The sequence below is a fragment of the Thermophagus xiamenensis genome (assembly GCF_900112795.1).
In the GTDB taxonomy this organism is placed as follows: domain Bacteria; phylum Bacteroidota; class Bacteroidia; order Bacteroidales; family Marinilabiliaceae; genus Thermophagus; species Thermophagus xiamenensis.
The window spans coordinates 45,609-70,541 of the sequence record NZ_FONA01000014.1 but is presented as its reverse complement, the minus strand read 5'-3'; the positions used below and the strand labels follow the sequence as shown (position 1 = coordinate 70,541).

The window sequence follows — 24,933 nt, the reverse complement described above, 5'->3', positions numbered from 1 at the left end:
CATTTAAACCTATTACAAATTTTATCCAATATTCAATTCAATTTTTTCTATTTCTTAGCACATAATAAAAGAGGGTGTCCCTAAAATCTCCTAAGATCCGGTTCGAAACCTTTAAGTAACATTCACAGAACGTTGCTAATTTTCCTCATGGACTATAAGGCATGTTTCATTTTGAAACAGAAAATTGATGAGTTATCCGAAGGTTTTACCGGACAAAGATCATATTTCAGACACCCTCCAACATAGGTTTTATAGTTGTGCGGATTTAATTCCTTCTATATGAGGACCTGAAAGGTCATCAAAATAAAACTCATGCGTTCCTTCACCATTTCCTGGATTACACATTATGCGAATAACATTGTAATAACCATATCCGTAATCAGAATTTGTTACATCGGTTGTTCCGTCGGCTGCGGTTGCTCCATTAAAGTCAAATTCAACAACTTCCCAAGTATTACTGTTCAGGATAGTGTACCGAGCTTCTACTCCAGTTGTCCAGGCATTTCCTCCCAAATCAGTATTTTCCAGTTTAAGAAGAATTTCTTGTCCGGCTTCGCCATAAACTTTCATTTTAAAAGTGCTTATACTTCTTAAATCGAACCGATAACCGGCCGGCAATTCCATATAAGCGTTGGCCCACTGTTGATTGGTTTTAGAATAAAGAGCAACCATTGCCGATTTGTTGGGATAAACTCTGTCAGGATTATTCACTACGGAAACACTGCAGTCTTGCCCCTGGACAGAAAAGGTCATAACTTCACTAAAATCGTTATACACAATCATTTCATCCAACAAGAAAGGTTCATAGTCGGGATGATTCTCTTCTACATTTATTGTTGTAGAAGAGGAAAGGGTTTCATTGGATGCCACCACGGATACGGTGACGGTATAAGGTGCTGCTCTCATATATGTTTCCGTCAAGGCTTCAGTAAAATCGGAAGTTTCTAATATTGTTCCATTTCCAAAGTCAACAATTACCTTACTAATAGAGATACCCTCGGGCAAAGCAACATTAGTAATACCTACAGCATACTCATTTATATTTCCGGTAGGTGTCACTTCGATTTCATATTCTACCTGAGGTTTAACATATCCTTCTGGAATAAATTTAAGATGCCATGCATTATCGTCGCCCCCTGTTGCCACTAGTTCCAGTTTATTTTCCTCAAGAGTCAAAATCTCATATTTGTTGCCAACAGCCCCCACATCAAAAATTGGGAAAATGGGCCCGTCGGGAGAACTTAAAATAAGATTCCATCCTCCATCGTCCGTTTCTTCCAATGACCAAGTAGCTTGCCCGGGCATGAAATCAACTTTCCAGTCCCCTTCTCTTTCTTCCTGGTTACTATAAGCAGCATTGTCCTTTTGAAAACTCTTCACATAACTTTCGCCATGGTTTTCAAGAATAAATTCAAATCCTATTAGTTTAAATGTCATTTTATCATCATAAAGAACTCCCACCCCTTGTTTTTCTAGAGGTGTTGCTGCCCACCACTCCAGACCATCAGAACCGGCAGGACCGACGCCAATATGACCAGCAGCCAAACTATCCAGCACCCAGGTTTTACCGTCCAAGGCATCAACACCACCTGAAAGGAGCTTCATTTCATCACTTTCTAGAAAAGCGTAATCGGTATTCTCAGTGGTCAAAGTTTTTGTAATACTGGCAGATCCGCCTTTTGTTGCAAGCGTCATGGTAATTTCATGGTCACCGGGGAGTGGAAATCTTTGAGTTACCTGATTTCCCACCAAACGAGAGCCATTTATATCCCATGTCGCGATTCCTGTAACAGAAGAGGTGTTTTCAAAAATATAATTAAACTCATCTTCAGAATCTTGGGTAATAGTGAAATCCAACTGACTTTCGTCAGGGGCACTGCCTATATTGGGCACATCATCCTCTTGCGGGTCACATCCCACAAACAACAATGATGTTAAAACTAATATTATTCCAAATTTATACATAGTCATTATGAATTTTAAATTATAAGACGCTCAATTCCAAAACATTTAATATCAATCAATTTTCATATAATAATAAAAGAACAAGCGATAAATTATTTTTCTGCCTAATAACCAGGATTTTGGTTGAGTTTAAATTCCCCCTCAGTTCTGTCGATTTCGGATTGAGGAATAGGCAAATACTTTTTATAAGGCTCCCATGTTCTAACAGATGAATATTCAGGGATATTTTCGGTTAAGACATCGGTATCGCCCCACCGAACTAAATCCCAAAAACGCATACCTTCACCGAGAAATTCACGTCTTCGTTCAAGTTTTATATTTTCTTCTGTTGCAGGAATTGAAACGAAATTATTATTAAGTGCCCGTTTTCTAACCTCGTCCAGGCACCACTGAGCCGTAATACCTCCAACAGGTGCCACACCATGCATTGCTATTAGCTCAGCAGCATTTAACAAAGTTTCGGCATACCGAAAAATCCGAAGATTGTTTTCATAATTCAAGTCAACTGTATAGGGGGCATCATTATATCCTTCTCGGGCGGCATATTTGGCTAAGAATAAACCGGTATTCTGAAACCGTTCAGTATAGGTTCCATCTTCGAATTGGTTTACGGAAGCAGCCAATCGTTCATCACCATCTTCAAAGATGCTTGGAATTTCGGGTCTAACCGGCCCAAACCCCCAACCGCCGACAAAATCGGATTCACCACTTAACAAATCAACACCATTCAACTCATTTGGAGAAATAAAAGCAGGTAGGTTGGTACCATAGCCTTGCCAAGCGGCTCCCCAGTCTTTTCCTTCAGGCAAATGGTTTACTTCAAATATAGATTCGTCGCAAAATTCCCCTTCTCTTACCCAAATAGAAGCATAATTATCCACTAATTTATAGGCCCCACTATTAATTATTTCTACCATATCGGCCAATACTTCACCATACCTACTTTCATCCTGCTGATACATCACAACTCTGGCTTTAAGCATCATGGCCGCAGCCTTTGTCACCCGACCGTCATCAGCATCGTCAACGCTCATGGGTAATTTATCTCCCTCAATTGCATAATCCAAATCCTCGATTAATTCTTCATAAATCTGATCAGCAGTATATTGAGGTGCCATAAAAGGTGCATCAAGGTCTTCCTCGAAATAAGGGATATTACCCCAGAATTTCCAAAGCCAGTGAACATAATAGGCGCGCAAGAAATGGGCTTCGGCACTTAACCTATTTAAATCGTCTTGGGAAACATCCACCGCATTTAGGCAAGCTATAATGGCGTTATTTGCTCGGCTAAGACCACTATAATAAATATTCCATAATCCTTCTGGAAGTTCCAGAGGAGTGGCATCTAACTGCGAAAGACGGTATAATTGAGCTTGATCACCGGCATCCCCACCGCCTTTAAAAATATCATCGGAACGCAAATCAGACATCAAAACGATGCTGTTATACTGATAGTCGGCATAGCTGTCAAATAATAAAATTTGATAAGCCGAAGCGACATTAGCCTCGATAGCTCCGAGAGTGGCATCACCTCCGGCTTCCTGAGAAGCAGTAGGATAGGCTGTCAGGAAATCTTCACCGCAAGAGGATAAACCGACCAAAGCGGTAAGTGCAAATATTTTGAAATATTTAATCATAACAGTATTCATTTTAAGGTTAGAAAGTAATGTTTGCACCAACAGAAATAGTGCGTGCCTGCGGATAAATTCCACGATCGATACCAATAGTAGTATAATCACCAGAAGCTATTTCAGGGTCAAAACCATCATAATCAGTTAAAGTAAGCAGGTTCTCAGCAGAAACATAAATTCTTAATCGGTCTATATTAGCAACTTTTAAAATATTTTGAGGTAAAGTATATCCTAACTGAATATTTTTTAACCGCACATATGAACCGTCTTTAATATACAATTCAGAAGATCTCCAGTTTCCATTTGGATTTTCACGCGTAACACGGGGAATCCAATTGGAAGTTCCTTCACCTACCCATCGATCAAGTATCCATGACGGCCGATTCATTGCCGGGATATCACCTCTTATGGAGTAATCGAAAATATCATTCCCGTAACTACCCTGGAAGAACATTGAAAGGTCAAAATTTTTCCATTCAGCATTAAAATTGAGACCAAAAGTCCAGTCGGGCATTCCCTTCCCAATTTTAGTACGGTCAGCATCTGTTATTTTACCGTCAGGAATGGGATTTCCGTTCTCATCGAAAGCACCAGCAATGTCCAGAAATCTAACATCTCCCGGCTGTGCATTTTGGCCGTACGTTTCATTATACTCAGCCGCTTCGGCTTCATTTTGCAATATTCCACCAACTTTGTAACCATAAAAGAAGGGGAATACTTCACCATTCATTCCTTTAACAAAATCGCCAATACCGGTAGCACCAGCACTTTCATAAATTTGCTCTCCCGACTCATTACCCATGTCAATAAGTTTGTTTTTTAGGTAAGAAGCATTACCACTTATGGTATACTTGAACTCTCCAATATTTCCGTTGTACGTTAATTCAAACTCCAAACCGCTATTTTCCATTTCACCGGCATTAGCTAACGGTGCACCTTTCCCCACATACGAAGGAATTGGTTGCTCCATCAACATACCATTGGTTGTCTTTTTAAAATAATCAAAGCCAAAAATCAAAGCGCTATTGAAAAATCTTGAGTCGAAGCCAATATCAATCTGTTCTGATTCTTCCCATTTAAGGTCGGGATTGGCAATTCGGGAAGGGCTGGCACCATATTGCATGGTAGAATAATCTCCCGAACCAAAATAGTAATTTTGGTTGCCGTCCATTAAAGAAGTATAAGCAAAGTTTCCAATTCTTTCGTTACCATTTTTTCCCCAGCTGGCACGTAGTTTTAAATAAGTAAACCAGTCGGGTCGGCCATCCATAAAAGCTTCGTTGGTAAGATTCCAACCCAGCGAAAACGAAGGAAATACAGCCCACTTATTATTAGGTCCAAAATGAGATGAACCGTCCCGGCGCACTGTGGCCTGAAACATATATTTTTCTTTAAAATTGTAATCAACTCGACCGAAATAAGAGGCCAATGTTTCAGAAGAGAATCCCCCTGTACCACCTGAAACTCTTTCTTCATCCCGGTCTGCTATTGCATAATCGATAACTGCTTTATTGGGATCATTTTCCAAAAGGTCGTAATCGTCGCCATACAATTGACGGAGTTTGTATTCCTGTGCCGATTGTCCAAGCAAGACAGTAAGATTATGAAGGTCATTAAAGCTTTTGGAATAGGTAAGCGTATTTTCAACCTGCCACTTAAATCCCCGATGCATATTTGAATAGACATGACTTTGAGTATAATCTTTGCCTTGAGTGGCCAGAAAATGTTCAAAGGTATATCCATCATTACCCCAAAAAGCCAGGTCAACACCATAACTCGACTTAAATTTAAGTCCTTCAATAATGTCAAGTTCCCCCCAAAATGTTGAAACAAATTTATCTGAATTACCTTCACTACCAGTAGGGGCATCTAACATAGCCACCGGGTTAGCTATTTCCTGAAATCCGGAAGGAGGGATAGAATAAACCCGCCCTTGGTCATCTGTAACAGCAGTAGGATGTTCAGCTAACACTTCTTCGGGATTAGTGGCATAAACAGGAATAGTTGGATTAAAAGCTAAAGCACTACCCAAAACAGAACCATATTCCGAATTAGTTTCAATTCCGGAAGATTTAATCCTTGAATAACCTGCATTAACTCCTACTTTCAAATTTTTCAGGAAACTACGATCTGCTTTAAATACATTATAGATATTATTTGCTCTAATACTGTAACGTTCATAATTGGACCGACCATAATTACCTCCAACAATACCATCTTGTTTGAAGTAACCAAATGAAACAAAATAAGTAGCAACATCACTTCCGCCACTTATGCTTAATTGATGATTTTGAATAGGCGCATCGTAATAAAAGGTTTCATCCTGCCAGTCGGTACCCGCGCCGGCATTAGCAATTTCCTCATCACTATATAAAGGAGCATTGCCATCATTAAGCAACGCCTCATTCATTATAATCATATATTCACGGGCATTTAATACCGAACGCTTTTTCCATGGATTTTGCCAGCCATAAGAGAAATCGTAATTAATTCGGGCATCCCCCGACTTTCCGGATTTGGTAGTCACCAAAATAACACCATTGGCTGCCCGTGCCCCGTAAACTGCTGCAGAAGCCGCATCTTTTAAAATTTCAACCGACTCAATATCGGTTGGATTTAAGAAATCTATTCCACCATCCACTGCCATACCATCTATAATATAAAGTGGTTCACTATTATTTATGGTACCGACACCTCTAATTCTAACTTTAGAGTCAGAACCTGGCTGCCCTGAACTTTGTGTAATTTGTACCCCCGAAACTTTACCTTTTAAAACATCTTCGATACGCGAGGGCGTATTCTTTTCAAGATCTTCCGCAGAAACACTACTAATAGCTGCAGTTACTACACTTTTTTTCTGCACACCATAACCTACAACAACGATCTCTTCAAGGCCAGTTACTTCTTCTTCCATTACAACATTAATAATGCTTTGGTCGGCAATAACCTCTACCGGTTTCATGCCAATAAAAGTAAAGAGCATCGTTGCTCCTTCAGGAAGTGTTAAGGTATAAGTTCCATCTACCAGGGAGATCGTCCCATTAGTAGTACCTTTTTCTACAATACTTACTCCGGGTATGGGATTACCGTCATAAGCCGACGTCACCCGACCAGTAACGGTAATTTGTTGAGCAGACACCAAAATGGTCCACATCAATAAAAAAATTATTCCAATTATTTTTCTCATAACAAAACTGATTTATATGTTTTAATCATGTGCAATATTAAGGGCAAAATGTTAACCAACCCTAATTTTTCACCACATAAAAAACTCATCATTATACATTTTTTAACTCACAAAAAACTCATATATAAACTTCTAATATACTATTCAACAGCTCATTACGAAATCCACACATCAAATTAAATAATTTACAACAACTCATTCTATGTTTTTTTTATGGAACAACAAATAACAAATAATAACATTTACTAAATAGGAGGTTAAAAATGTAGGTTGGTAGTAAGAAGAAAAATCAAAAGCCAAAGCTTTTCTGAAACAACTTTATCGCCGAACAGACCAAATGATAAATATTAATTTCCAAGTCTAGAACAGAAAAATGATAAACTGTAAAAAAACTTCAATAATAGTTTTGTAAAAAAAAATTCATATTATGCACATAATTATTATTTACAAACAGATATCTTTTTCATACCTTGATCAAGATTTGTAAAGTCATGAATATAAAATTGATGACTTTCATGGTCAAACTTATCCAAAGCTAAAAAAAGGCTGTTAGTATTTAACAATCTATTAATTCATTTAAGTAAAATAATAAATTAAAGGAAATGGAAAACATTAAAAACTGGTTCAGTAATCCTGAACAAATCATGGGATTTGTTATTAAGTACGGAGGGCAGCTTCTCATAGCCATTATTACATTAATTGTAGGTTTATGGATCATCTCTCTGTTAATGAAAGGAATGAAAAAATTATTTAGGGCACGGGATATGGATCCCGGTCTTCAGTCATTTCTGTTAAGTGTAAGTAGCATTGCTCTCAAGATAATGCTTATCATTAGTGTGATTTCGATGCTTGGAGTCAAAATGACCTCATTTATTGCGGTATTAGGTGCCGCAGGTTTGGCGATCGGCATGGCATTGAGCGGCTCCCTTCAAAACTTTGCGGGCGGGGTAATGCTTCTGATGTTCAAACCCTTTAAAGTGGGCGACTATATTACTGCTCAGGGCGAATCGGGAACTGTAAGCGAAATCCAGATATTTCACACGATTTTAAAAACACCCGACAACAAAACGGTCATTCTACCCAACGGAGCTCTGTCAACAGGTTCTATGGTAAATTATTCCAAGGAACCACAACGAAGAGTGGACTTCACCTTTGGCATCGGATATGACGATGATATTGACAAAGCAAAAAATCTGATACTTAGCATTATTGAAAAAGACTCTCGTATTCTGAAGGAGCCGGCCCCTTTCATTGGAGTGATAAATCTGGGCGACAGTTCTGTTGACCTCGTAGTACGAGTATGGGCCGAAGCCTCCAACTACTGGGGAATCTTCTTTGACCTTCAGGAAACGGTAAAAAAAGAATTTGATCGTCAGGGAATATCCATTCCTTACCCGCAAACAGACGTGCATCTAATTCAGTCGAAATAAATTATCTACTAAAGAGGGAGAGACACAGAAAAAATTTCTTGTCCTCCTTCTTGTTTATTGCAACGTATTATTTCGGAAAAAATAATCTTTTAGCGAATGGAACGACCAAATCCCGATAAAACGTTTTCAATACAATAACTTGAATAAACTATGGTCATGGGTGATTTATTTAACCCTAAACATATTTAAACTTTATACTCATGAGAATCCACTTAGCATTTCTATCAATTATAGCAATCATTAACATTTCTGCCTTTTCGCAATCCGAACCCGACACCACGCGACACTGGAAGTCAGGTGGAAGTACAGCAATCAATTTTTCACAGGTTTCACTTACCAACTGGGCAGCAGGAGGAGAAAACTCTGTTTCGGGCACCTTCTTGTTTAATGCCTTTATGAATTATACAAAAGGGAAAACCGCATGGGAAAACACCCTAGATGTTGGCTACGGCCTCACAAAACAAGGAGCAGAGAATATGATAAAAACCGAAGACCGGTTTCAACTGGTCTCTAAATATGGTCGTCAAGCCTCAAGGTTTTGGTATTATACAGCATTAGCCGATTTTAAAACACAGCTGGATAAGGGCTACAAGGATCCGCCGGAAAATAGTATTCTTACCTCAAAATTTTTATCACCTGCCTATTTGTTACTTTCTTTGGGTATGGATTACAAACCCAACGATAATTTTTCGCTTTACCTTTCCCCGCTTACAGGAAAATGGACCATTGTTAACGATGATGAGCTCTCTCAACAGGGAGCTTTCGGTGTGGATCCGGGAAAGAACGTCCGCTCCGAATTTGGCGCTTCCCTCAAATCGATCTTTAAAAAAGAAAACATTATTGAAAATGTTGATTTCATGACTCGATTGGATCTATTTTCCAATTACTCCAATAATCCCCAAAATATAGATGTGGAATGGGAAACAAAATTTGATTTTAGAGTAAACAGTTTTCTTTCAGCAAATTTGGGAACCACATTACTTTTTGATGATGATATAAAATACATTACCGATGAAGGCGTGGAACGAGGTGCCCGAATCCAGTTTAAACAATTATTTGGTTTTGGCATCAATTTCAAATTTTAAAGTGCTAACGGATATCGTAAAATTTTCCCATTTTTGAAGTCCGAAATTACCAACGACGGACTTATTTATGAATAGAACACATATTACGAGCCATCAACGCATATTCCCGGCCGAATGGGAACCCCAGGATGCAATTCTGTTGGCATGGCCGCACAAAAATAGCGACTGGGCTCCTCTGTTAGAGGATGTTCAAAAATGCTATTGTGGCATTATAGATGCCATTACTCAATCTCAGGATGTGATATTAATTGTTGATCCTGATGACGAAAGCTTCACCTTATCCTTGTTCAAAAATCCTAAGCGCATATACCCTGTTCCCATATCGACCAATGATACCTGGGCTAGAGACTTTAGTCCTCTAATGGTCTCGGAAAAAGGAAAATACATAGCACTTGATTTCCAATTCAACGGATGGGGATTGAAATTTCCGGCAAACAAAGATAATCTTATAACCCAGAATCTTTTTAAGCACAATATATTTGCTCCGGAAGTTATTCGCCACAACCATCTCAATTTTGTATTGGAAGGAGGCAGTGTAGAATCCAATGGAGCAGGAATAATTCTTACGACATCTCAATGCTTATTATCACCTAACCGTAATGATGCCAGCTCAAAAAAGGAGATCGAAACTATCCTCAAACAGAAACTGGGTGCCGATAGTTTGCTTTGGTTAGATCATGGATATTTGGCAGGCGACGATACCGACAGCCATATTGATACCCTGGCCAGATTTTGCGATACAGAAACCATCGTATACGTTCAAGCCGATGACCCTGATGACGAACACTATGAAGCTTTAACCAGGATGGAAAAGCAACTCTCTCAATTCAAAACTTTACAAGGTCGACCATACAAACTGATACCATTACCAATGGCTGACCCAATTTTTGATGGTAATCAAAGATTACCGGCCACTTATGCCAATTTTTTAATTACCAACCAAACAGTATTGATGCCTTTTTATGGCAGTGATAAAGACCTCATAGCACAAAAAATCTTGCAAGGAGTATTTCCAAGCCGGAAAGTTATTGGCATTGATTGCCGACCGTTAATTCAACAACACGGTTCCTTGCATTGTGTTACCATGCAATTACACCAAGGAGTTGTTAATAAAAAGATTCTGAATTCTGATATCGAAAAATAAAAGAAGTTAATATGTTAAAGCTAGGATTAGTTCAACAAAAAAATACGAAAAATACAGAAGACAACATAAAACGCCTGGAACAAAGTATTCGTGAGCTGGCAAAACAAGGAGCAGAACTCATCGTATTGCAAGAACTTCACAATACGCTGTATTTTTGTCAAACCGAGGACACAAAAAATTTTGATTTGGCTGAAAGTATTCCAGGACCATCGACAAACCGTTTTGGGAAACTAGCTGCAGAACTGAAGGTTGTATTAGTAACCTCTCTTTTCGAAAAACGAGCACCGGGCCTTTACCACAATACGGCTGTAGTACTGGAACGAGACGGATCAATTGCAGGCAAATACCGAAAGATGCACATTCCTGATGACCCTGCCTATTATGAGAAGTTTTATTTTACACCGGGTGATTTAGACTTTAAACCTATCAGTACCAGCGTGGGACGTTTAGGTATCCTGGTATGCTGGGATCAATGGTTCCCCGAAGCAGCCAGATTAATGGCCTTACGTGGTGCCGACCTTCTTATATTCCCTACTGCTATTGGATGGGAATCAACCGACAGCCAGGAAGAGAAAACTCGACAAAAAGATGCCTGGATGCTAGCACAACGAGGACATGCCGTAACCAATGGCCTACCGGTAATTGCAGTTAACCGCGTAGGTCACGAACCAGACCCTTCCGAAATGACACAAGGGATTCAATTTTGGGGCAATAGTTTTGCGGCAGGCCCACAAGGCGAAATTTTAACCGAAGCCCCTACCGACCGAGAAATTAATCTTTTGGTTGACATCGACTTAGGCCGTTCGGAAACAGTTCGACGCATCTGGCCTTTTTTCAGGGACCGAAGAATTGATGCTTATAATGGTATATCTAAAAGATTTATAGATTAATAAATATTTTGAAACCTATCGATCAATAAATTCTTTAAATTACTACACGGAACAGAAAAGAACAGGGTAATACCATTATTAGACATGTTGAATATTAATTTGCTTTGTATATGTTAGCAACTAAATATTATGTAAAAGTTTTAAATTAATTAAGCTTATATACCATGGTTATACAAGAATTTTTGAAAAAGGGAAAAAGATCCAGCTCAATTTTCTCTCTTTTTTCAACTCTTTTTGCAGGAGTAGTGGCAATTTCTTTAATGAATTATGGATGTGCAAATACCCAAACATCCCAACAATCGCAATGGGTAGGTACATGGAGTACATCTCCACAATTGGTAGAACCTCACAATATGCCACCCTCGCCCGGATTAACCAATAATACTTTAAGGCAAATAGTTCGTGTTTCGATTGGTGGCGACACCCTTAGAGTAAAATTTTCTAATACCTTTAGCAGCAATCCGGTAACTTTACAACAAGTTCAAATTGCAGCATCTACCGGAGGAAGTTCCATTGATCCGTCAACCATAAAAGAACTAAACTTTTCCGGCAAAACGGAAGTGACAATGAAGCCTGGGTCATCTGTCTATTCAGACCCGATAGCTTTTAATCTTAAACCCAGAATGGATTTGGCAATTACCATTTATTTTGGGCAAACATCACCCGACATAACTGGACACCCGGGCTCTCGAACCACATCGTATTTAATGGAAGGTAATCATGTTTCGGATACTGTATTTAACGGCAAGCAAACGGATCATTGGTATGTCATCAATACCATTGAGGTAAAAGCGCCTCTAACCTCCGCCGCCATTGTAACCCTTGGTAATTCCATAACTGATGGTCGTGGATCCGGCACCAATAAACAAAATCGATGGCCCGATATATTATCGGAAAATCTATTAAAGCATCCCGAGACACAACATATATCAGTTCTAAACCAAGGGATTGGTGGAAACTGCGTTCTACGTCAATGCCTGGGTCCTTCAGCCCTCGACCGCTTTGATAGAGATGTTCTTGGTCAAAATGGGGTAAAATGGCTCATTATACTCGAAGGAGTTAATGATATTGGGCAGACTTCAGACAGTACTAGTGCGGCCCAAACAGCTCAAAAATTGATTAATGCCTATAAAGAAATGATTCAAAAAGCTCATAAACACAACATCAAGGTTTATGGTGCTACCATCATGCCATTTGGAAAATCCTTTTATTACACAGACTTCCGAGAATCAGCCCGTAAAACAGTTAATAACTGGATTCGTAACAGCGGTCAATTCGATGCAATTATCGACTTTGACAAAGCAGTTCAAAATCCACAACACCCTACAGAAATGAGAGAAGACCTTCATGATGGAGATTATTTACATCCCAATGAAAAAGGACATAAAGTGATGGGTGATATTATTGATCTAAAATTATTTTATTAAAACTTTACTTATCCCACAAAATATAAGCATGGATATTATTGAAGCCAGCCAAATAGTCATTACCTGGAAGGTTGGTTACAAAGAATATGCATCTATAAAGATTGGTCATAAGAGTTTCATTCGACCAACAAATTAGATTAAAGTATAGAAAATGAATGGCATGTTCGCTAACCGGAAATATCCATGCTTTTTTATTCTTAAACATTATCTTGAACAAAAGGCAAAACCCTTTTCAAAAAGATCCCAGTGGGCGATACTTCCGCTTGTACAGGGAATACCTCTACACCTTTATCCACAGCCCTGTTAAGTGCTTCCGCATAGGCCGGATCAATCGTTTTTGCTGCAGCAAATAGTTCCACATCCATCCGTTGAATTATGTAAAGCATGACTGCCCTATACCCTTCTTCCTTTAATCGCATTAAAGTCTCAAGGTGTTTGAGTCCCCTTGACGTGATGGCATCCGGAAACAAGGCATAAGGACCCTCTTTAAGCGTTACATTTTTAACTTCGATAAAGCAGGTTTCCTTTTCATTTTCAGCCATGATATCGAGCCGGCTGTCTTGTATTTTACATTCCGGAACAATATGGGCGTATCCCTCTAAACCGGTTATAGAATTGTTTTGCAGAGCTTCAACAGCTAATTTATTGGGATGACTAGTATTAATACCGACCCAATTATTGTTAATGCGAATCATCTCCCAAGTATATTGGGTTTTGCGTTTAGGGTCATCGACCGGCGACAAATAAACTTCCGCTCCTTCCTCTAAACAACTTTTCATAGATCCGCTGTTGGTACAATGCGCCAACACCTGAGTACCGTCATCCAATTCGACATCCGTAAGAAATCGCTTGTATCGCCGAATTAATCGGCCATGCACTAACTCTTTTTTAAATTGCATTCGTATTAAAGTTATTTAATTCATTGGCTAACGGAGGGATAAAAAGTTGAATTTCAGATTATTATCCTCAGTTTTTAAAAATACTGAAATAAGTCCGTTCTAATAACCTAATAGTAACACCATTTTTTCACCATTATTCCTTCTGCCAAAATATTTTTTAAACATATTTTTCAGCGATAAAAGCCAATTCGCCTTTATTTGATTCTTATATTGGTTCTTTTTATTTAAATAAAATAATTATCGCCGTCTATTTTAAACTTTTTAACCGGAATAAATTGGAATTCAGCCGGATAATTTAATTCTTTGCAAAAAAGACAATATTCCATGAAATGTCGTCAAAGTTGCGGTGCATGTTGTATTGCACCCTCTATCTCTTCATATATACCTGGCATGCCAAAAGGGAAGCCGGCCGGGGTTACCTGTATTCATCTCACTGAAGATTATCGGTGTGCCATATTTCACTCACCCGACCGCCCGCAGGTATGCAGCGGTTTTAAACCCGAAGAAATTATTTGCGGACAAAACCGTTGCGAAGCCTTGAAGATACTTACTGAACTGGAAAATGGAATAATAACAAAATCAGGCAACTAAATTTTTTCAACTTTTCCACCAAGTGTTTCTTTTATGTTCAGTTTTTGAGGATTACCTGTATATTCCACGGTTGCACCTGTTGATGCTTTTGCGTCTAATAGACCGGAAACGTTTACTGATACAATTCCACCGGTATTTGCTGCAATGTAAGCCTTTTCTGCTTCAAGTCTTTCACCCTGAAATTTGCCTCCTGTCGATGCCTTTACTTCTATCGTTTTAGAATAGCCCTCTAAAGCTATCCTGGAGGCAGAAACAGTCGCCTCGAGCGCATCCACCTCAACATTCAAGTTAATAACTCCATCAAGTCCGGCATCTAGAGTTAACAATTTGGCTGTCAATACACCTTCATTGTCTACATTTCCTCCTGAACCAACAGATATGGAACGAATATCGGTATAAGTGAGATAAACCTGCACCTTAACGTCCTGATAAACTTTGGTGCGCATTTTAACTGTCAACTCATTTTGATCATTCTCTATAATAACATCCGATGTAGGTGCATTAACAATATTAATCTCTGCTTTTGGTTCGTCACCTTTAATCAAGGTTACATTTATACCTTTGGTAACCTTTAATTTATTAAAATCCTTAATTATTCTCGTCTCTTTATTCATATTCTCCTGCCCCTCCTGGGCAAACAAAAACAAACCAAAAGAAATGGATAAAAGGGATACAAATATTCGCTTCATGCTCACAAATTTTAGAATTAAAAAAATATATTTAACCTTTATTATTTTCAATTATTGTCACATGGAATCAAAAATTTTTATTTTTTTCGATAAACATGCAAAAATCAATTCAAAACTATCAACGCAAATTGACAAGGTTCATTATATACATCAAAAATAATACCTAAGAGTTCAGTTTATAATTATTTGAAATCCTATTTTAATGAAACGAGCATGGCGACTTTTGCCACAAAAGAGCATGTATAAAATTTATTAAGCCATGCGAGTTCCATCCGACCAATGATTTAAGTAAATTTTATACGGATGAAAAATTAAGGTCATTTGCAATATATTTTTAAATTCATTAGTAAATTGAAGTTTAAAAATCTATATACATAGTTTTTGGCCCCGGTATTTTTAAAGAGCTCATGACCTTATGGTCTAAAATGACTTACCATCAAATCCTTCCCATTCTTCACTTTTCTTATTTTAAATTTTAGTTGTAAGCCTTCTTGACTTGTTTAATATAGTTTTACAGTGAATTACTAATTAATTAAATAATTCTTTAATCTGTTCAGAATTCATTTGGGTTAAAGGATTGGATGTATTGACAAAAGTATCGGCTAAACGATTTTTCTTTTCTTGTAATTGGGCAATTTTTTCTTCAATAGTTTCACTGGAAATGAAACGATAGACAAAAACATTTTTGGTCTGTCCAATTCGATGAGCCCTGTTAATGGCCTGAGCCTCAGCTTTTGGATTCCACCAAGGGTTTAGCATAAAAACATAATCGGCCTTAATCAAATTAAGTCCGACCCCGCCGGCCTTTAGAGAAATTAGAAAAACCTTAACATTATCATTTTGTTTAAATGCTTTTTCAACTTGATCACGTTGTTGGGTTTTACCAATAAGTTTGGCAAAACCTATTTGACGACGAACCAGCTCCTTTTCCAACAATTCAAGGTCTTTAACAAAAGAACTAAATATTAACACATTATGATTTTCGGACAAAATATTTTCGAGCGATTCCAACATTTGTTCAAATTTTCCTGAACCTCCCTGATACTCTTCAAAAAGCATTGATGGGTGATTCGCTAATTGGCGTAAGCGAGTCAAGGCTTTAAGGGCAATAAAGGCCTGTTCGCCGGAAGGACGACTTTCGATAGCCTCAAGAATTTTATTACGTACCCCCGATTTTTCACGCTCATATATTTCTTTTTGTTCTGTTGTCATATCACAATAGACCACCTGTTCCATAATGGGTGGAAGATCTTGAGCTACCATCTCTTTGGTCCGCCGCAAAAGAAACGGACTTATCATTTTCTGCAGATGTTCTGATTTTGCTTCATCTTCATTTCTGGAAATAGGTATCTCATAATACTTTTTAAAAAAATTCAACGACTTGAGTAACCCCTCGTTTACAATATTCATTTGCGCCCAGAGGTCAACCAATGAGTTTTCAATGGGGGTCCCCGTCAACGCCAAATAATGATTGGCCCGGATTTGCTTCACAGCATTATACCCTTTGGATGAAGGATTCTTTACACTTTGACTCTCATCTAAAATAAGATATTCCCACTTAGTATTTTCCAATATTTCTATATCATTTCGCAAAATACCATAGGTTGTAATAACTACATGATAATGCCGCAATATTTTCCACAAATCTTTTGAGCGTAATCTGTCGGAACCCGTATAAATATAACACTTTAAAGAGGGGGCAAAACGTTTTAATTCGTTTTTCCAATTATGAACCAATGATGTAGGCATTACGATAAGAGAAGGGGCAATTCCTGAACGATTAAACCCCTGAAGGTTGGATGAGAACAATGATAATTGGCCGGTTGGGGCATCTTCGTTCTGGGTCTCTGAAGAAGAATAGATTTTTTGCAAAAGTGCAATAGTTTGCAAAGTCTTACCCAATCCCATATCATCGGCGAGAATACCACCAAACCGATTATGCCTTAAAAAAAGTAACCATTGATACCCTTCAACCTGATAAGGACGAAGTGTGGCATTTAAACCTTGAGGTAAAGGTATCGAATTAAATTCCTTAAGTTTAGGCAGTTCAGGGGTAGACACCTCCTCCAAATCATCTCTTCCGGACTTTTGAAGTTCATCCAAAAGATGATAATAGCTTTTGGGAAGTAATATTCTATCGCCTTCAGTTTTTCCAAAATTAATCAGGTCGTAATATTTCGTGAACCATGCTTTGGGAATGATAAAAATGGTCCCATCAGGCAAAACAAAACGTCTGTCACCATTCAAAATGTTCCGGCGAAATTTAGTGAATGGAATTTTATGCGGCGGTATCTCTACAATGCTATTTATATCAAACCAATCCAATTCATCAGAAGCTGTATCGAAATATATATTAACTGGCTCTAAAGAATACTCTTCCCCTTCAAATTTTAGCTCCAACTGAACGTTATTTTCAATCAGTAATTGACGATGCTCTCTCACCCACTCCACCAAATTTGCCGGATTTATAGAACCGGATAATTGCTCCTTATTGTCAGATAAATCATCAAGATGGGCAAAAGAAATATCATCGACCAATTGCAGTCCATTATCTTTGAGTAATGTAAAAAACCTTTCCTCGGTTTCAGAATTTCGTTGAAAACGTCGAAAAATATATTTTCCCTGGTCGTTTATAAAATCGACAAATACACTCGACTTTTGGTTGGGGACTATCCACCGACTACCGTACCGAAACTTAAATCGTAATACGGGACGGAGGAATATGTCTTTTTCTAAAATTAATTTAACTTCAGGATGCTCCGAAACATCAACAACTTCAAATCCGGTACCTTCAATATGGTATTGCTCAACTATATGAATAATAAACTTACTAAGATATGTTTCAATGGCTTTGGTACCTTTGATATGCAAATATTCTTTTTCTTTGAAAGGTTTAAGTTTACCACTTTCAAATTTCTCGAAATAATATAGTTTGTTTCCAGTTTTCAGTACGGCAGGCGAAGAACAAATAACTTCTACATCCTTTTTTGCAAGAGAAAAAGGATATCCATTTTGCCTGAATTTCAAAGAATAGGTCATATGATCGCCATTTACATTCACATAGAACAATGGCTGACAAGGCGTTGGTGCTATTTTCAACCGGTCATTTCGGTAAACATTGCTGTATCCACTCTGTTTAAAATAAACCGGAACCCTGGAAACTGCCAGCATTCGAACCAATTGATACATCTTTTTCTCAATCTCCGGCCGAATCCTTTCTTCCAATATATTGGACGGTATATTGTTAATAAAATCCCGCAAACTATTCTCCCGACTGAATTTTCGGAACAATTCTTTGTCAGAAATAGTGTGCAACAGTTTTATCATCTCTTTTTCCTCATCAGAATAGTCTTCCGGATGCTCCCGGATGTGATCAGGAGTAACATGTTCCAACAGCTCTATTTGTTGACCATCCTGAAATTTGGCATGATAGGGTATGGCTGTCAATCCTATATTTAATCTATTTGTAAAAACAATTATTACTGAAGGCATTTTGTCTTGATTTGCTATTTCCAAAATCAGCAAAGATAATATCATCAACCCTTAAAATTCAACTCTTTTGGACCCGATTATGAAACTTTATTATTTAGAATTGTTCTAATTAAAAACAAACCCTTATTTTTGTAACCCTCTTTTTTAGTAAATCTCATACATTTAAAGAGACCAAAAAAAGAAAAGAAAGATTTGAAGAGTGAACATCATCAAAAAAGAAAAACATGCAACATTTAATAATTAGTGCTCATCCCAACCAAAATAGTTTCAGCAATGCATTGGCCGAAGCTCTCGCCGCTGAAAGCCTCAACCATAAAATAAACCCAATTCGACGTAATTTGTATGATATTGATTTTAATCCGATTCTTACTAATGAAGATTTGGGTCAAATCAAGGAAGGTCGCATTCCTGAGGATATTTACCGTGAACAAACTCTGATTAAAGAAGCAGATATTATTTCATTTATATACCCGCTGTGGTGGGGTAGCTTTCCTGCAATCTTAAAAGGCTATTTTGACCGAGTATTAACAAATGGCTTTGCTTTTAAAATAAGCTCCAATGGTCCGGAGGGATTACTTAAAGGAAAGAAAGTGGTTTTGCACACATCCATGGGCAATTCGGTCGAAGAATATGAAAAAAAGGGTATTCTTGATGCTTTCAGGCAAATTCATGGTGATGAAGTTTTCGGCTTTTGCGGAATAGAAATAGCCGGTCATTACTTTTATCCAAGGATATCTGATTCTTCACCGGAAATAAAGAAACAATATATTGAAAAAGCATTACAAAATTATAATTCCATTTTTTCCAGGATGCATCAAATTTCCGTTTAGATGCAAAAACATGAAAATGTGTAAAGTTGATGATATTTTGCAATAAATAATAAATAAAGAAAATATCATGTAAAAAGAATTGTTCTGTTTTGACAAGCATATTTAAATGCAACGAGCATAACAACGTAAAGATGTCATAATATAACCCTCCAAATATTATGAATAATCGGAAGCCGGTCTAAAATAACTGATCGGCTTCTGCCTTTGGCTATTTTTCCGATCCATTTATGTTAACTTTTCTATTCCTTTAGCTTATTCTGATTGGGTTTACCGATATTTTCCTATTTTTGAAGTACTCATTTTAAACAAGATAATGCAACCTTGTCCAATACGTAAACAGCTTTATGGAAAAGGATTATTATACAACCATCAAAAAACCGGTAGAGGGGATTTATAAAGAAAAGGGAAGTAAATTTTTAGCTTACGGATTTCCGGTTCAAACGGAGGAAGAGATAAAAACTCACATCGAAAATCTAAAGAAAAGGTATCACGATGCCAGGCATCATTGCTTTGCATGGGAACTTGGCCTCGATGGTAACAACTTCAGGATGAACGATGACGGCGAACCTTCCGGAACAGCCGGTAAACCCATTCTTGGTCAAATACATTCCTTCGGGCTCACCAATATTCTGGTTGTGGTGGTACGTTATTTCGGGGGAATAAAACTGGGAACAGGAGGCCTGATACAGGCCTATAAAGCAGCTACCGCCGATGCCCTTGAAAAAGCTGAGTTAATACAATGTACGGTAAAAAAATCTTTTTCCGTTCGGTTTCCCTACAACATGATGAATCAGGTCATGCGCGTGGTTAATGATGAGGAACTGACTATTAACGCCCAAAAGTTCGAAGCCGATTGCAACATGACGCTTGCCGTCAGAGAATCAAAATTCGAATCTATCATAGATCGCTTCCAAAAAAGCTTTGGCATAGAGGTAATTGAGGATAAAGAACCGCCTATCAAAAGGTGATATATCACGAATTTACTATTCGGGGCAAAACAATAACCATCATGAAACAGCTAACCACAATATTAACAACCATAGTCCTCTTTGCTCAATTTTCAGAAGCAACGGCTCTGACCCCTCTTTACGAGAGCTTTGACATCACCCCTGATTCAGTCTTTATGGATTTGGCCGAAGGACCTGCGGTATCGCCCAATGGAACGCTTTACGCCGTAAATTACCGTCATCAGGGAACCATAGGCTTTGTAAAGCCGGACGGCTCGCACGGATTATTTGTAGATTTACCGGAAGGCAGCACAGGTAACGGAATTCGTTTGTGGAAAAATGAAACACTTTTGGTTGCCGACTATACGGGACACAACATATTGCAAATTGACATAAACACCAAATCCATTTCAGTGTTGGCTCATAACCCACAAATGAGTCAACCCAACGATATTGCCATCAGCTCAAAAGGGGTCGTTTATGCCAGTGACCCCGACTGGGAAAATAATTCCGGAAGAATATGGATGACCGACCAAAGCGGCAAATTAAAACTTCTAATGCAAAACATGGGGACTGTAAACGGTATTGAATTATCGCCCGATGAAAAATTGCTTTATGTCAATGAATCTAATCAAAGAAATATTTGGGTTTTCGACATCCAAGACGACGGAACACTTGCCAACAAACGACTCCTTATCAAATTTGCTGACTACGGATTTGATGGCATGCGATGCGACGAAAAAGGAAATCTGTATGTGGCCCGCTTCAACAAAGGAACGGTTGCCATTATATCACCCGATGGCAAGCTAATAAGAGAAGTTGTACTGAAAGGAGACCAGCCTACCAACGTCGCATTTGGCGGAAAGGATGGTAAAACCGTTTATGTTACCGTAGCAGACAGGGGTGCCATTGAAGCTTTCAGAACAGAGTTCAGGGGAAGAGCACTCTTACTTCAAGATGTATGGCACAATCATAAAAAATGAGGTTGACCTGACATCTTATATCGTAATCCCTGAAAATTTTCAATCATACTGACAGAGGTAACAATAAGAAAAAGGTAAAACAAAAATCTGGCAGACAAAAACAAAAAAACCATCCACAAATGGATGGTTCGTAAGTTCTAACAATTCTTTCCCAAAAATTGGTCGGAAAAAATTAAACTCTTTTCTCTTTAATACGGGCTTTTTTACCGGTAAGCTCACGGAAGTAGTAAATTCTCTTACGCCGAACTTTACCTCTGCGGTTAACTTCCACTTTTTCGATAAAAGGGGAATTCATGGGAAAGATACGTTCAATTCCGACATTGTTGGAAATTTTCCGAACGGTAAAACGTTTGTTATTACCACTTCCTTTAATTTGAATAACTGTACCGCGGAAAACCTGAACTCTTTCTTTATTTCCCTCTTTAATTTTGTAGTGAACCGAAATAGTATCACCAGCGCCGAATGCGGGAAGTTCTACCCCTGTTTTAAAGGCCTCTTCAGCAACTTTAATCAAATCCATTTTCTGTGCTTTTGAAGATTTAACTTAACCGTGCAATATTACATGACCCCTCTGTTCAGTAAGAGATTGCACGAATCGGCTGCAAAAGTAATGTATTTCTTTTATATATTAAAGGATTCCGATATCTTTTTCATCAATTTTATTTTTACCTGAACTTAATTCGTCCTTGATATGAAATATGCTATTTTTGTATAGCTTTAATTTTACTGTAAAAGTAGGTAAAAAGCCTTTATTTTTCAAAACCCCAAATATGTCAAAAAAATTATCAGTTTCGTGGTGGTATTGGTTTTATCAGATATACAAATGGTTGATATTTGTTCCTCTTTTTTTAATCAATTCTTTAATATGCGCCATTTTTGCAGCATTATTTTCTATTCTAATATCACCGGGTGCCGGTGATTTCTGGGGAAAGGCCTGGGCAAAAATAACTTGTTGGCTAACCCCTGTTATAGTAAAAGTACACGGACGGCATCATATTTCTCCAAAACAATCATATGTTATAGTAGCCAACCATCAAACCGGGTTTGATATTTTCATGCTTTATGGTTATTTGGGCATCTATTTTAAATGGATCATGAAAAAGGAATTAAGGAAAATTCCTTTTATCGGATTTGCCAGCGAAAAAGTAGGACATATATTTATCGATCGCACTTCACCGCGTAATGCAATGAAATCTCTAGAAGAAGCCAGAAAAAAACTCACAGGAGGTACTTCGGTTGTTATATTTCCCGAAGGAACACGCAGTAATTCAGAAAAAATGCGACCTTTTAAACGCGGCGCTTTTAAGTTGGCTTTAGATCTACAGCGTCCTATCCTTCCCGTAACTATTATCAACTCATGGCGTATTAAAAGACGTGGTTTCATGAACATTGTTCCGGGACGAGCTGCTTTGGTTATTCACCCACCTATTGATCCCACGGATTTTACAGACAATCCGGAAGCTTTAATGGATAATACCAGAAAAGCTATTGAAAAGGGAAATCAAATACATTGAAAATAAAACATTGAAAAATCCTGTGTTAAGATAAAAAGAAGGGTAAGCCTTGCGGTTTTTATCCAAACCAAAACTATTACGAAAATAAAACTGATTATAATGAAGCGATACGCCGGAATTCTGGTAGTCATGATAATTATGTGTACTATAAGCACTAAGGCTCAAAACAGATATAGCATAGACAAAAAACGGATCATCAAAATTTATGAACAGGGCCGTGATGCCTATGCCGCCGGTAATTATTCCCAAGCCAAAGAATTGCTAGAAAAGGCCATAAGCAGGGCACCGGAATTCATTGAGCCTATGCTATTGTTGGGAGACCTCTATCACTCACAAAAAAATTGGGAAAAAGAAATTGAAATACTGCAGCAAGCATTGAAAATTGATTCCACCTTCTTTCCACCTACCTATTTTAACATTGCCAATGCGGCTTTCTTATCCCAAAAGTACGACATGGCAATAGATTACCTTCATCAATATAGAATCATCAATCCCAATAAGAATGCCCACAAAAGAGCGGACAGTATGATTAACCATATCCTATTTGTCAAACAGATAATGAATAATCCTTTCGATATAGAATTAAAAAATGAAGGTCCTGCCCTAAACAGCGACTTCGATGAATATTGGCCGAGCCTCACAGCCGATGAACAAACCATGGTCATCACCGTTCTTTTCCCCCGTGATATGAAGTTATATATGGAACAGGGCGGAGAATTACCCAAATCCTCAATGTTTTACCAGGAAGATTTCTATATATCTTATGCAGACAGCGTGGGACAATGGATGTCCCGCCAACTTTTGCCCGGAAAAATCAATACCAACAGCAATGAAGGGGCACAGACTTTATCGGCCGATGGTAACCATATGTTTTTTACCGGCTGTGGACGGTCCGACTCAAAAGGCAGCTGCGATATTTACTATTCCCGAAAAACTCTGAATGGGTGGAGTGAACCTGTAAATATAGGCGCACCGGTGAATTCCCCCTATTGGGAAAGCCAGCCTCATTTTGCTGCCGATGGACGAACCCTTTACTTCATCAGTACCCGTCCGGATGGCGAAGGCGGTAAAGATATTTGGAAAGCAACACTTATGGGCTATAAGGAGGATGGTACCCCTTGGTTTGGAAATCTTGAAAACCTTGGAAAGCCGGTAAACTCACCTAAAGATGAAAATTCACCGTTTCTGCATCACGACGGACAAACCCTCTATTTTTCCTCTAACGGGCATCCGGGCCTTGGTGGTATGGACCTTTTCGTAAGCCGGAAAATGAGTGACGGCAAATGGTCTGAACCACAAAATATGGGATATCCCATTAACTCTGAAAAAGATGAAATAGGTTTAATAGTAACGGCCAGGGGAACTAAAGCCTATTTCTCGTCCGATGGGAAAAGTGCCAATACATTGGGTAAAGATATTTACAGCTTTGAATTGCCGGAAATATTTCAGCCCAAACCTGTACTTTATGTTAAAGGAAAAGTTTTTGATGCCGAAACTGGAGAAGTTCTTCCTGCTCAATTTGATCTTATTAATCTGGAGACTCAAGAAGTTGTGGTAACATCCGAAGGCAACAGTTTTTCAGGACAATTTCTTGTATGTTTACCTACGGGTGGAGAATATGCTTTTAAAGCGGAACATCCCGGTTATCTGTTCTATTCCGGCAATTTTAACCTCAAAGGAGAACATCCGTTAGATAAACCCTACTACTTAGACATAGCCCTCCAACCCATTAAACCGGGCGCATCCATTCGCCTCGAAAATATATTTTTCGAAACCGATTCTTATACCCTTAAACCCCAGTCGACCATTGAACTACAAGAAGTTGTTTCCTTCCTGGAAAGCAATCCCCAGGTGCGTATTAGAATCGAAGGGCATACCGATAACGTAGGTTCCGAAGCGTATAACCTTAAACTCTCTTTAAACAGGGCCAAAGCAGTTTATGATTATTTAATAAGTCAGGGTATTGACAAAACCCGCCTAGAATATAAGGGCTATGGATTCAGCCGACCTGTCGATACCAACCAAACGGAAGAAGGAAGAGCCAACAACCGAAGAACAGAGATGAGAATTCTTTAAATTTTGTTAACTTGCAATGACTCAAAACATTTTTTTTAGTCATAACAAAAATTTGCATAAAGAATGCACTGGCAGAAATAGACTTATAGTAGTTAGCGAAGAGGCATTAGTCATTAGTGTTGATTACACTATACTCTAAGAACTAAGTACTAA

18 protein-coding genes are annotated in these 24,933 nt (G+C 38.3%); 11 read left to right on the top strand and 7 right to left on the bottom strand.

What is annotated here, in order from left to right:
* Positions 1–249: 249 nt before the first annotated feature.
* The 3 genes from BM130_RS09730 to BM130_RS09720 all read right to left on the bottom strand — a co-directional run bounded on the left by BM130_RS09730 (position 250) and on the right by BM130_RS09720 (position 6,783).
* Positions 250–1,965, bottom strand: coding sequence for a hypothetical protein (locus BM130_RS09730; RefSeq protein ID WP_010527834.1), 1,716 nt, complete (start codon positions 1,963–1,965; stop codon positions 250–252).
* A 104-nt stretch (positions 1,966–2,069) separates the two neighbouring features.
* Entirely contained in the window at positions 2,070–3,602 is a 1,533-nt protein-coding gene (locus tag BM130_RS09725) for a RagB/SusD family nutrient uptake outer membrane protein (RefSeq protein WP_029626620.1), read from the bottom strand.
* A gap of 19 nt (positions 3,603–3,621) precedes the next feature.
* Positions 3,622–6,783 carry a SusC/RagA family TonB-linked outer membrane protein gene (locus BM130_RS09720; RefSeq protein ID WP_010527832.1) on the bottom strand — a complete coding sequence of 1,054 codons (3,162 nt, stop codon included), beginning with the start codon at positions 6,781–6,783 and terminating at the stop codon, positions 3,622–3,624.
* 602 nt (positions 6,784–7,385) lie between these two features.
* Between BM130_RS09720 and BM130_RS09715 the strand changes: the two genes are divergently transcribed.
* The 5 genes from BM130_RS09715 to BM130_RS09695 all read left to right on the top strand — a co-directional run bounded on the left by BM130_RS09715 (position 7,386) and on the right by BM130_RS09695 (position 12,759).
* Entirely contained in the window at positions 7,386–8,213 is an 828-nt protein-coding gene (locus tag BM130_RS09715; protein WP_010527831.1) for a mechanosensitive ion channel family protein, read from the top strand.
* 200 nt (positions 8,214–8,413) lie between these two features.
* Positions 8,414–9,298 (top strand): DUF3078 domain-containing protein, encoded by an 885-nt coding sequence (locus tag BM130_RS09710; RefSeq protein ID WP_010527830.1) that lies wholly within the window; start codon positions 8,414–8,416, stop codon positions 9,296–9,298.
* 67 nt (positions 9,299–9,365) lie between these two features.
* Positions 9,366–10,442, top strand: a complete 1,077-nt coding sequence (locus BM130_RS09705) for an agmatine deiminase family protein (protein WP_010527829.1) — start codon at positions 9,366–9,368, stop codon at positions 10,440–10,442.
* Between the two features lie 11 nt (positions 10,443–10,453).
* Positions 10,454–11,332, top strand: coding sequence for a carbon-nitrogen hydrolase (locus BM130_RS09700; RefSeq protein ID WP_010527828.1), 879 nt, complete (start codon positions 10,454–10,456; stop codon positions 11,330–11,332).
* 164 nt (positions 11,333–11,496) lie between these two features.
* A complete protein-coding gene (locus BM130_RS09695) occupies positions 11,497–12,759 on the top strand; it encodes an SGNH/GDSL hydrolase family protein (protein ID WP_010527827.1) in 1,263 nt (420 codons plus the stop codon).
* Between the two features lie 197 nt (positions 12,760–12,956).
* Here the strand turns inward: BM130_RS09695 and sfsA are convergent, their stop codons facing one another.
* A complete protein-coding gene (sfsA, locus tag BM130_RS09685) occupies positions 12,957–13,658 on the bottom strand; it encodes a DNA/RNA nuclease SfsA (RefSeq protein ID WP_010527826.1) in 702 nt (233 codons plus the stop codon).
* Between the two features lie 324 nt (positions 13,659–13,982).
* Here sfsA and BM130_RS09680 point away from each other — a divergent pair, with 324 nt between their 5' ends.
* The gene (locus BM130_RS09680; protein WP_010527825.1) at positions 13,983–14,249 is read left to right on the top strand and encodes a YkgJ family cysteine cluster protein; all 267 of its coding nucleotides are present in this window, start codon (positions 13,983–13,985) and stop codon (positions 14,247–14,249) included.
* Here BM130_RS09680 and BM130_RS09675 read toward each other — a convergent pair.
* Both BM130_RS09675 and BM130_RS09670 read right to left on the bottom strand, forming a co-directional pair.
* Positions 14,246–14,938: a head GIN domain-containing protein gene (locus tag BM130_RS09675; RefSeq protein ID WP_010527824.1), complete on the bottom strand. Its 693-nt coding sequence runs from the start codon at positions 14,936–14,938 to the stop codon at positions 14,246–14,248. The genes BM130_RS09680 and BM130_RS09675 overlap by 4 nt on opposite strands.
* Before the next feature lie 528 nt (positions 14,939–15,466).
* Positions 15,467–18,430, bottom strand: a complete 2,964-nt coding sequence (locus BM130_RS09670) for a DEAD/DEAH box helicase (protein ID WP_029626618.1) — start codon at positions 18,428–18,430, stop codon at positions 15,467–15,469.
* A gap of 224 nt (positions 18,431–18,654) precedes the next feature.
* Between BM130_RS09670 and BM130_RS09665 the strand changes: the two genes are divergently transcribed.
* The 3 genes from BM130_RS09665 to BM130_RS09655 all read left to right on the top strand — a co-directional run bounded on the left by BM130_RS09665 (position 18,655) and on the right by BM130_RS09655 (position 21,190).
* A complete protein-coding gene (locus tag BM130_RS09665) occupies positions 18,655–19,260 on the top strand; it encodes an NAD(P)H-dependent oxidoreductase (RefSeq protein ID WP_010527822.1) in 606 nt (201 codons plus the stop codon).
* Between the two features lie 344 nt (positions 19,261–19,604).
* Positions 19,605–20,228 carry an IMPACT family protein gene (locus BM130_RS09660; RefSeq protein ID WP_010527821.1) on the top strand — a complete coding sequence of 208 codons (624 nt, stop codon included), beginning with the start codon at positions 19,605–19,607 and terminating at the stop codon, positions 20,226–20,228.
* Positions 20,229–20,269: 41 nt separating this feature from the next.
* Positions 20,270–21,190 carry an SMP-30/gluconolactonase/LRE family protein gene (locus tag BM130_RS09655; RefSeq protein ID WP_010527820.1) on the top strand — a complete coding sequence of 307 codons (921 nt, stop codon included), beginning with the start codon at positions 20,270–20,272 and terminating at the stop codon, positions 21,188–21,190.
* Between the two features lie 172 nt (positions 21,191–21,362).
* Here the strand turns inward: BM130_RS09655 and rplS are convergent, their stop codons facing one another.
* Positions 21,363–21,710: a 50S ribosomal protein L19 gene (gene rplS / locus BM130_RS09650; protein ID WP_010527819.1), complete on the bottom strand. Its 348-nt coding sequence runs from the start codon at positions 21,708–21,710 to the stop codon at positions 21,363–21,365.
* A gap of 250 nt (positions 21,711–21,960) precedes the next feature.
* Here rplS and BM130_RS09645 point away from each other — a divergent pair, with 250 nt between their 5' ends.
* The gene (locus BM130_RS09645; protein WP_010527818.1) at positions 21,961–22,704 is read left to right on the top strand and encodes a lysophospholipid acyltransferase family protein; all 744 of its coding nucleotides are present in this window, start codon (positions 21,961–21,963) and stop codon (positions 22,702–22,704) included.
* Positions 22,705–22,803: 99 nt separating this feature from the next.
* Positions 22,804–24,780 carry an OmpA family protein gene (locus tag BM130_RS09640; RefSeq protein WP_010527817.1) on the top strand — a complete coding sequence of 659 codons (1,977 nt, stop codon included), beginning with the start codon at positions 22,804–22,806 and terminating at the stop codon, positions 24,778–24,780.
* Positions 24,781–24,933: the final 153 nt, after the last annotated feature.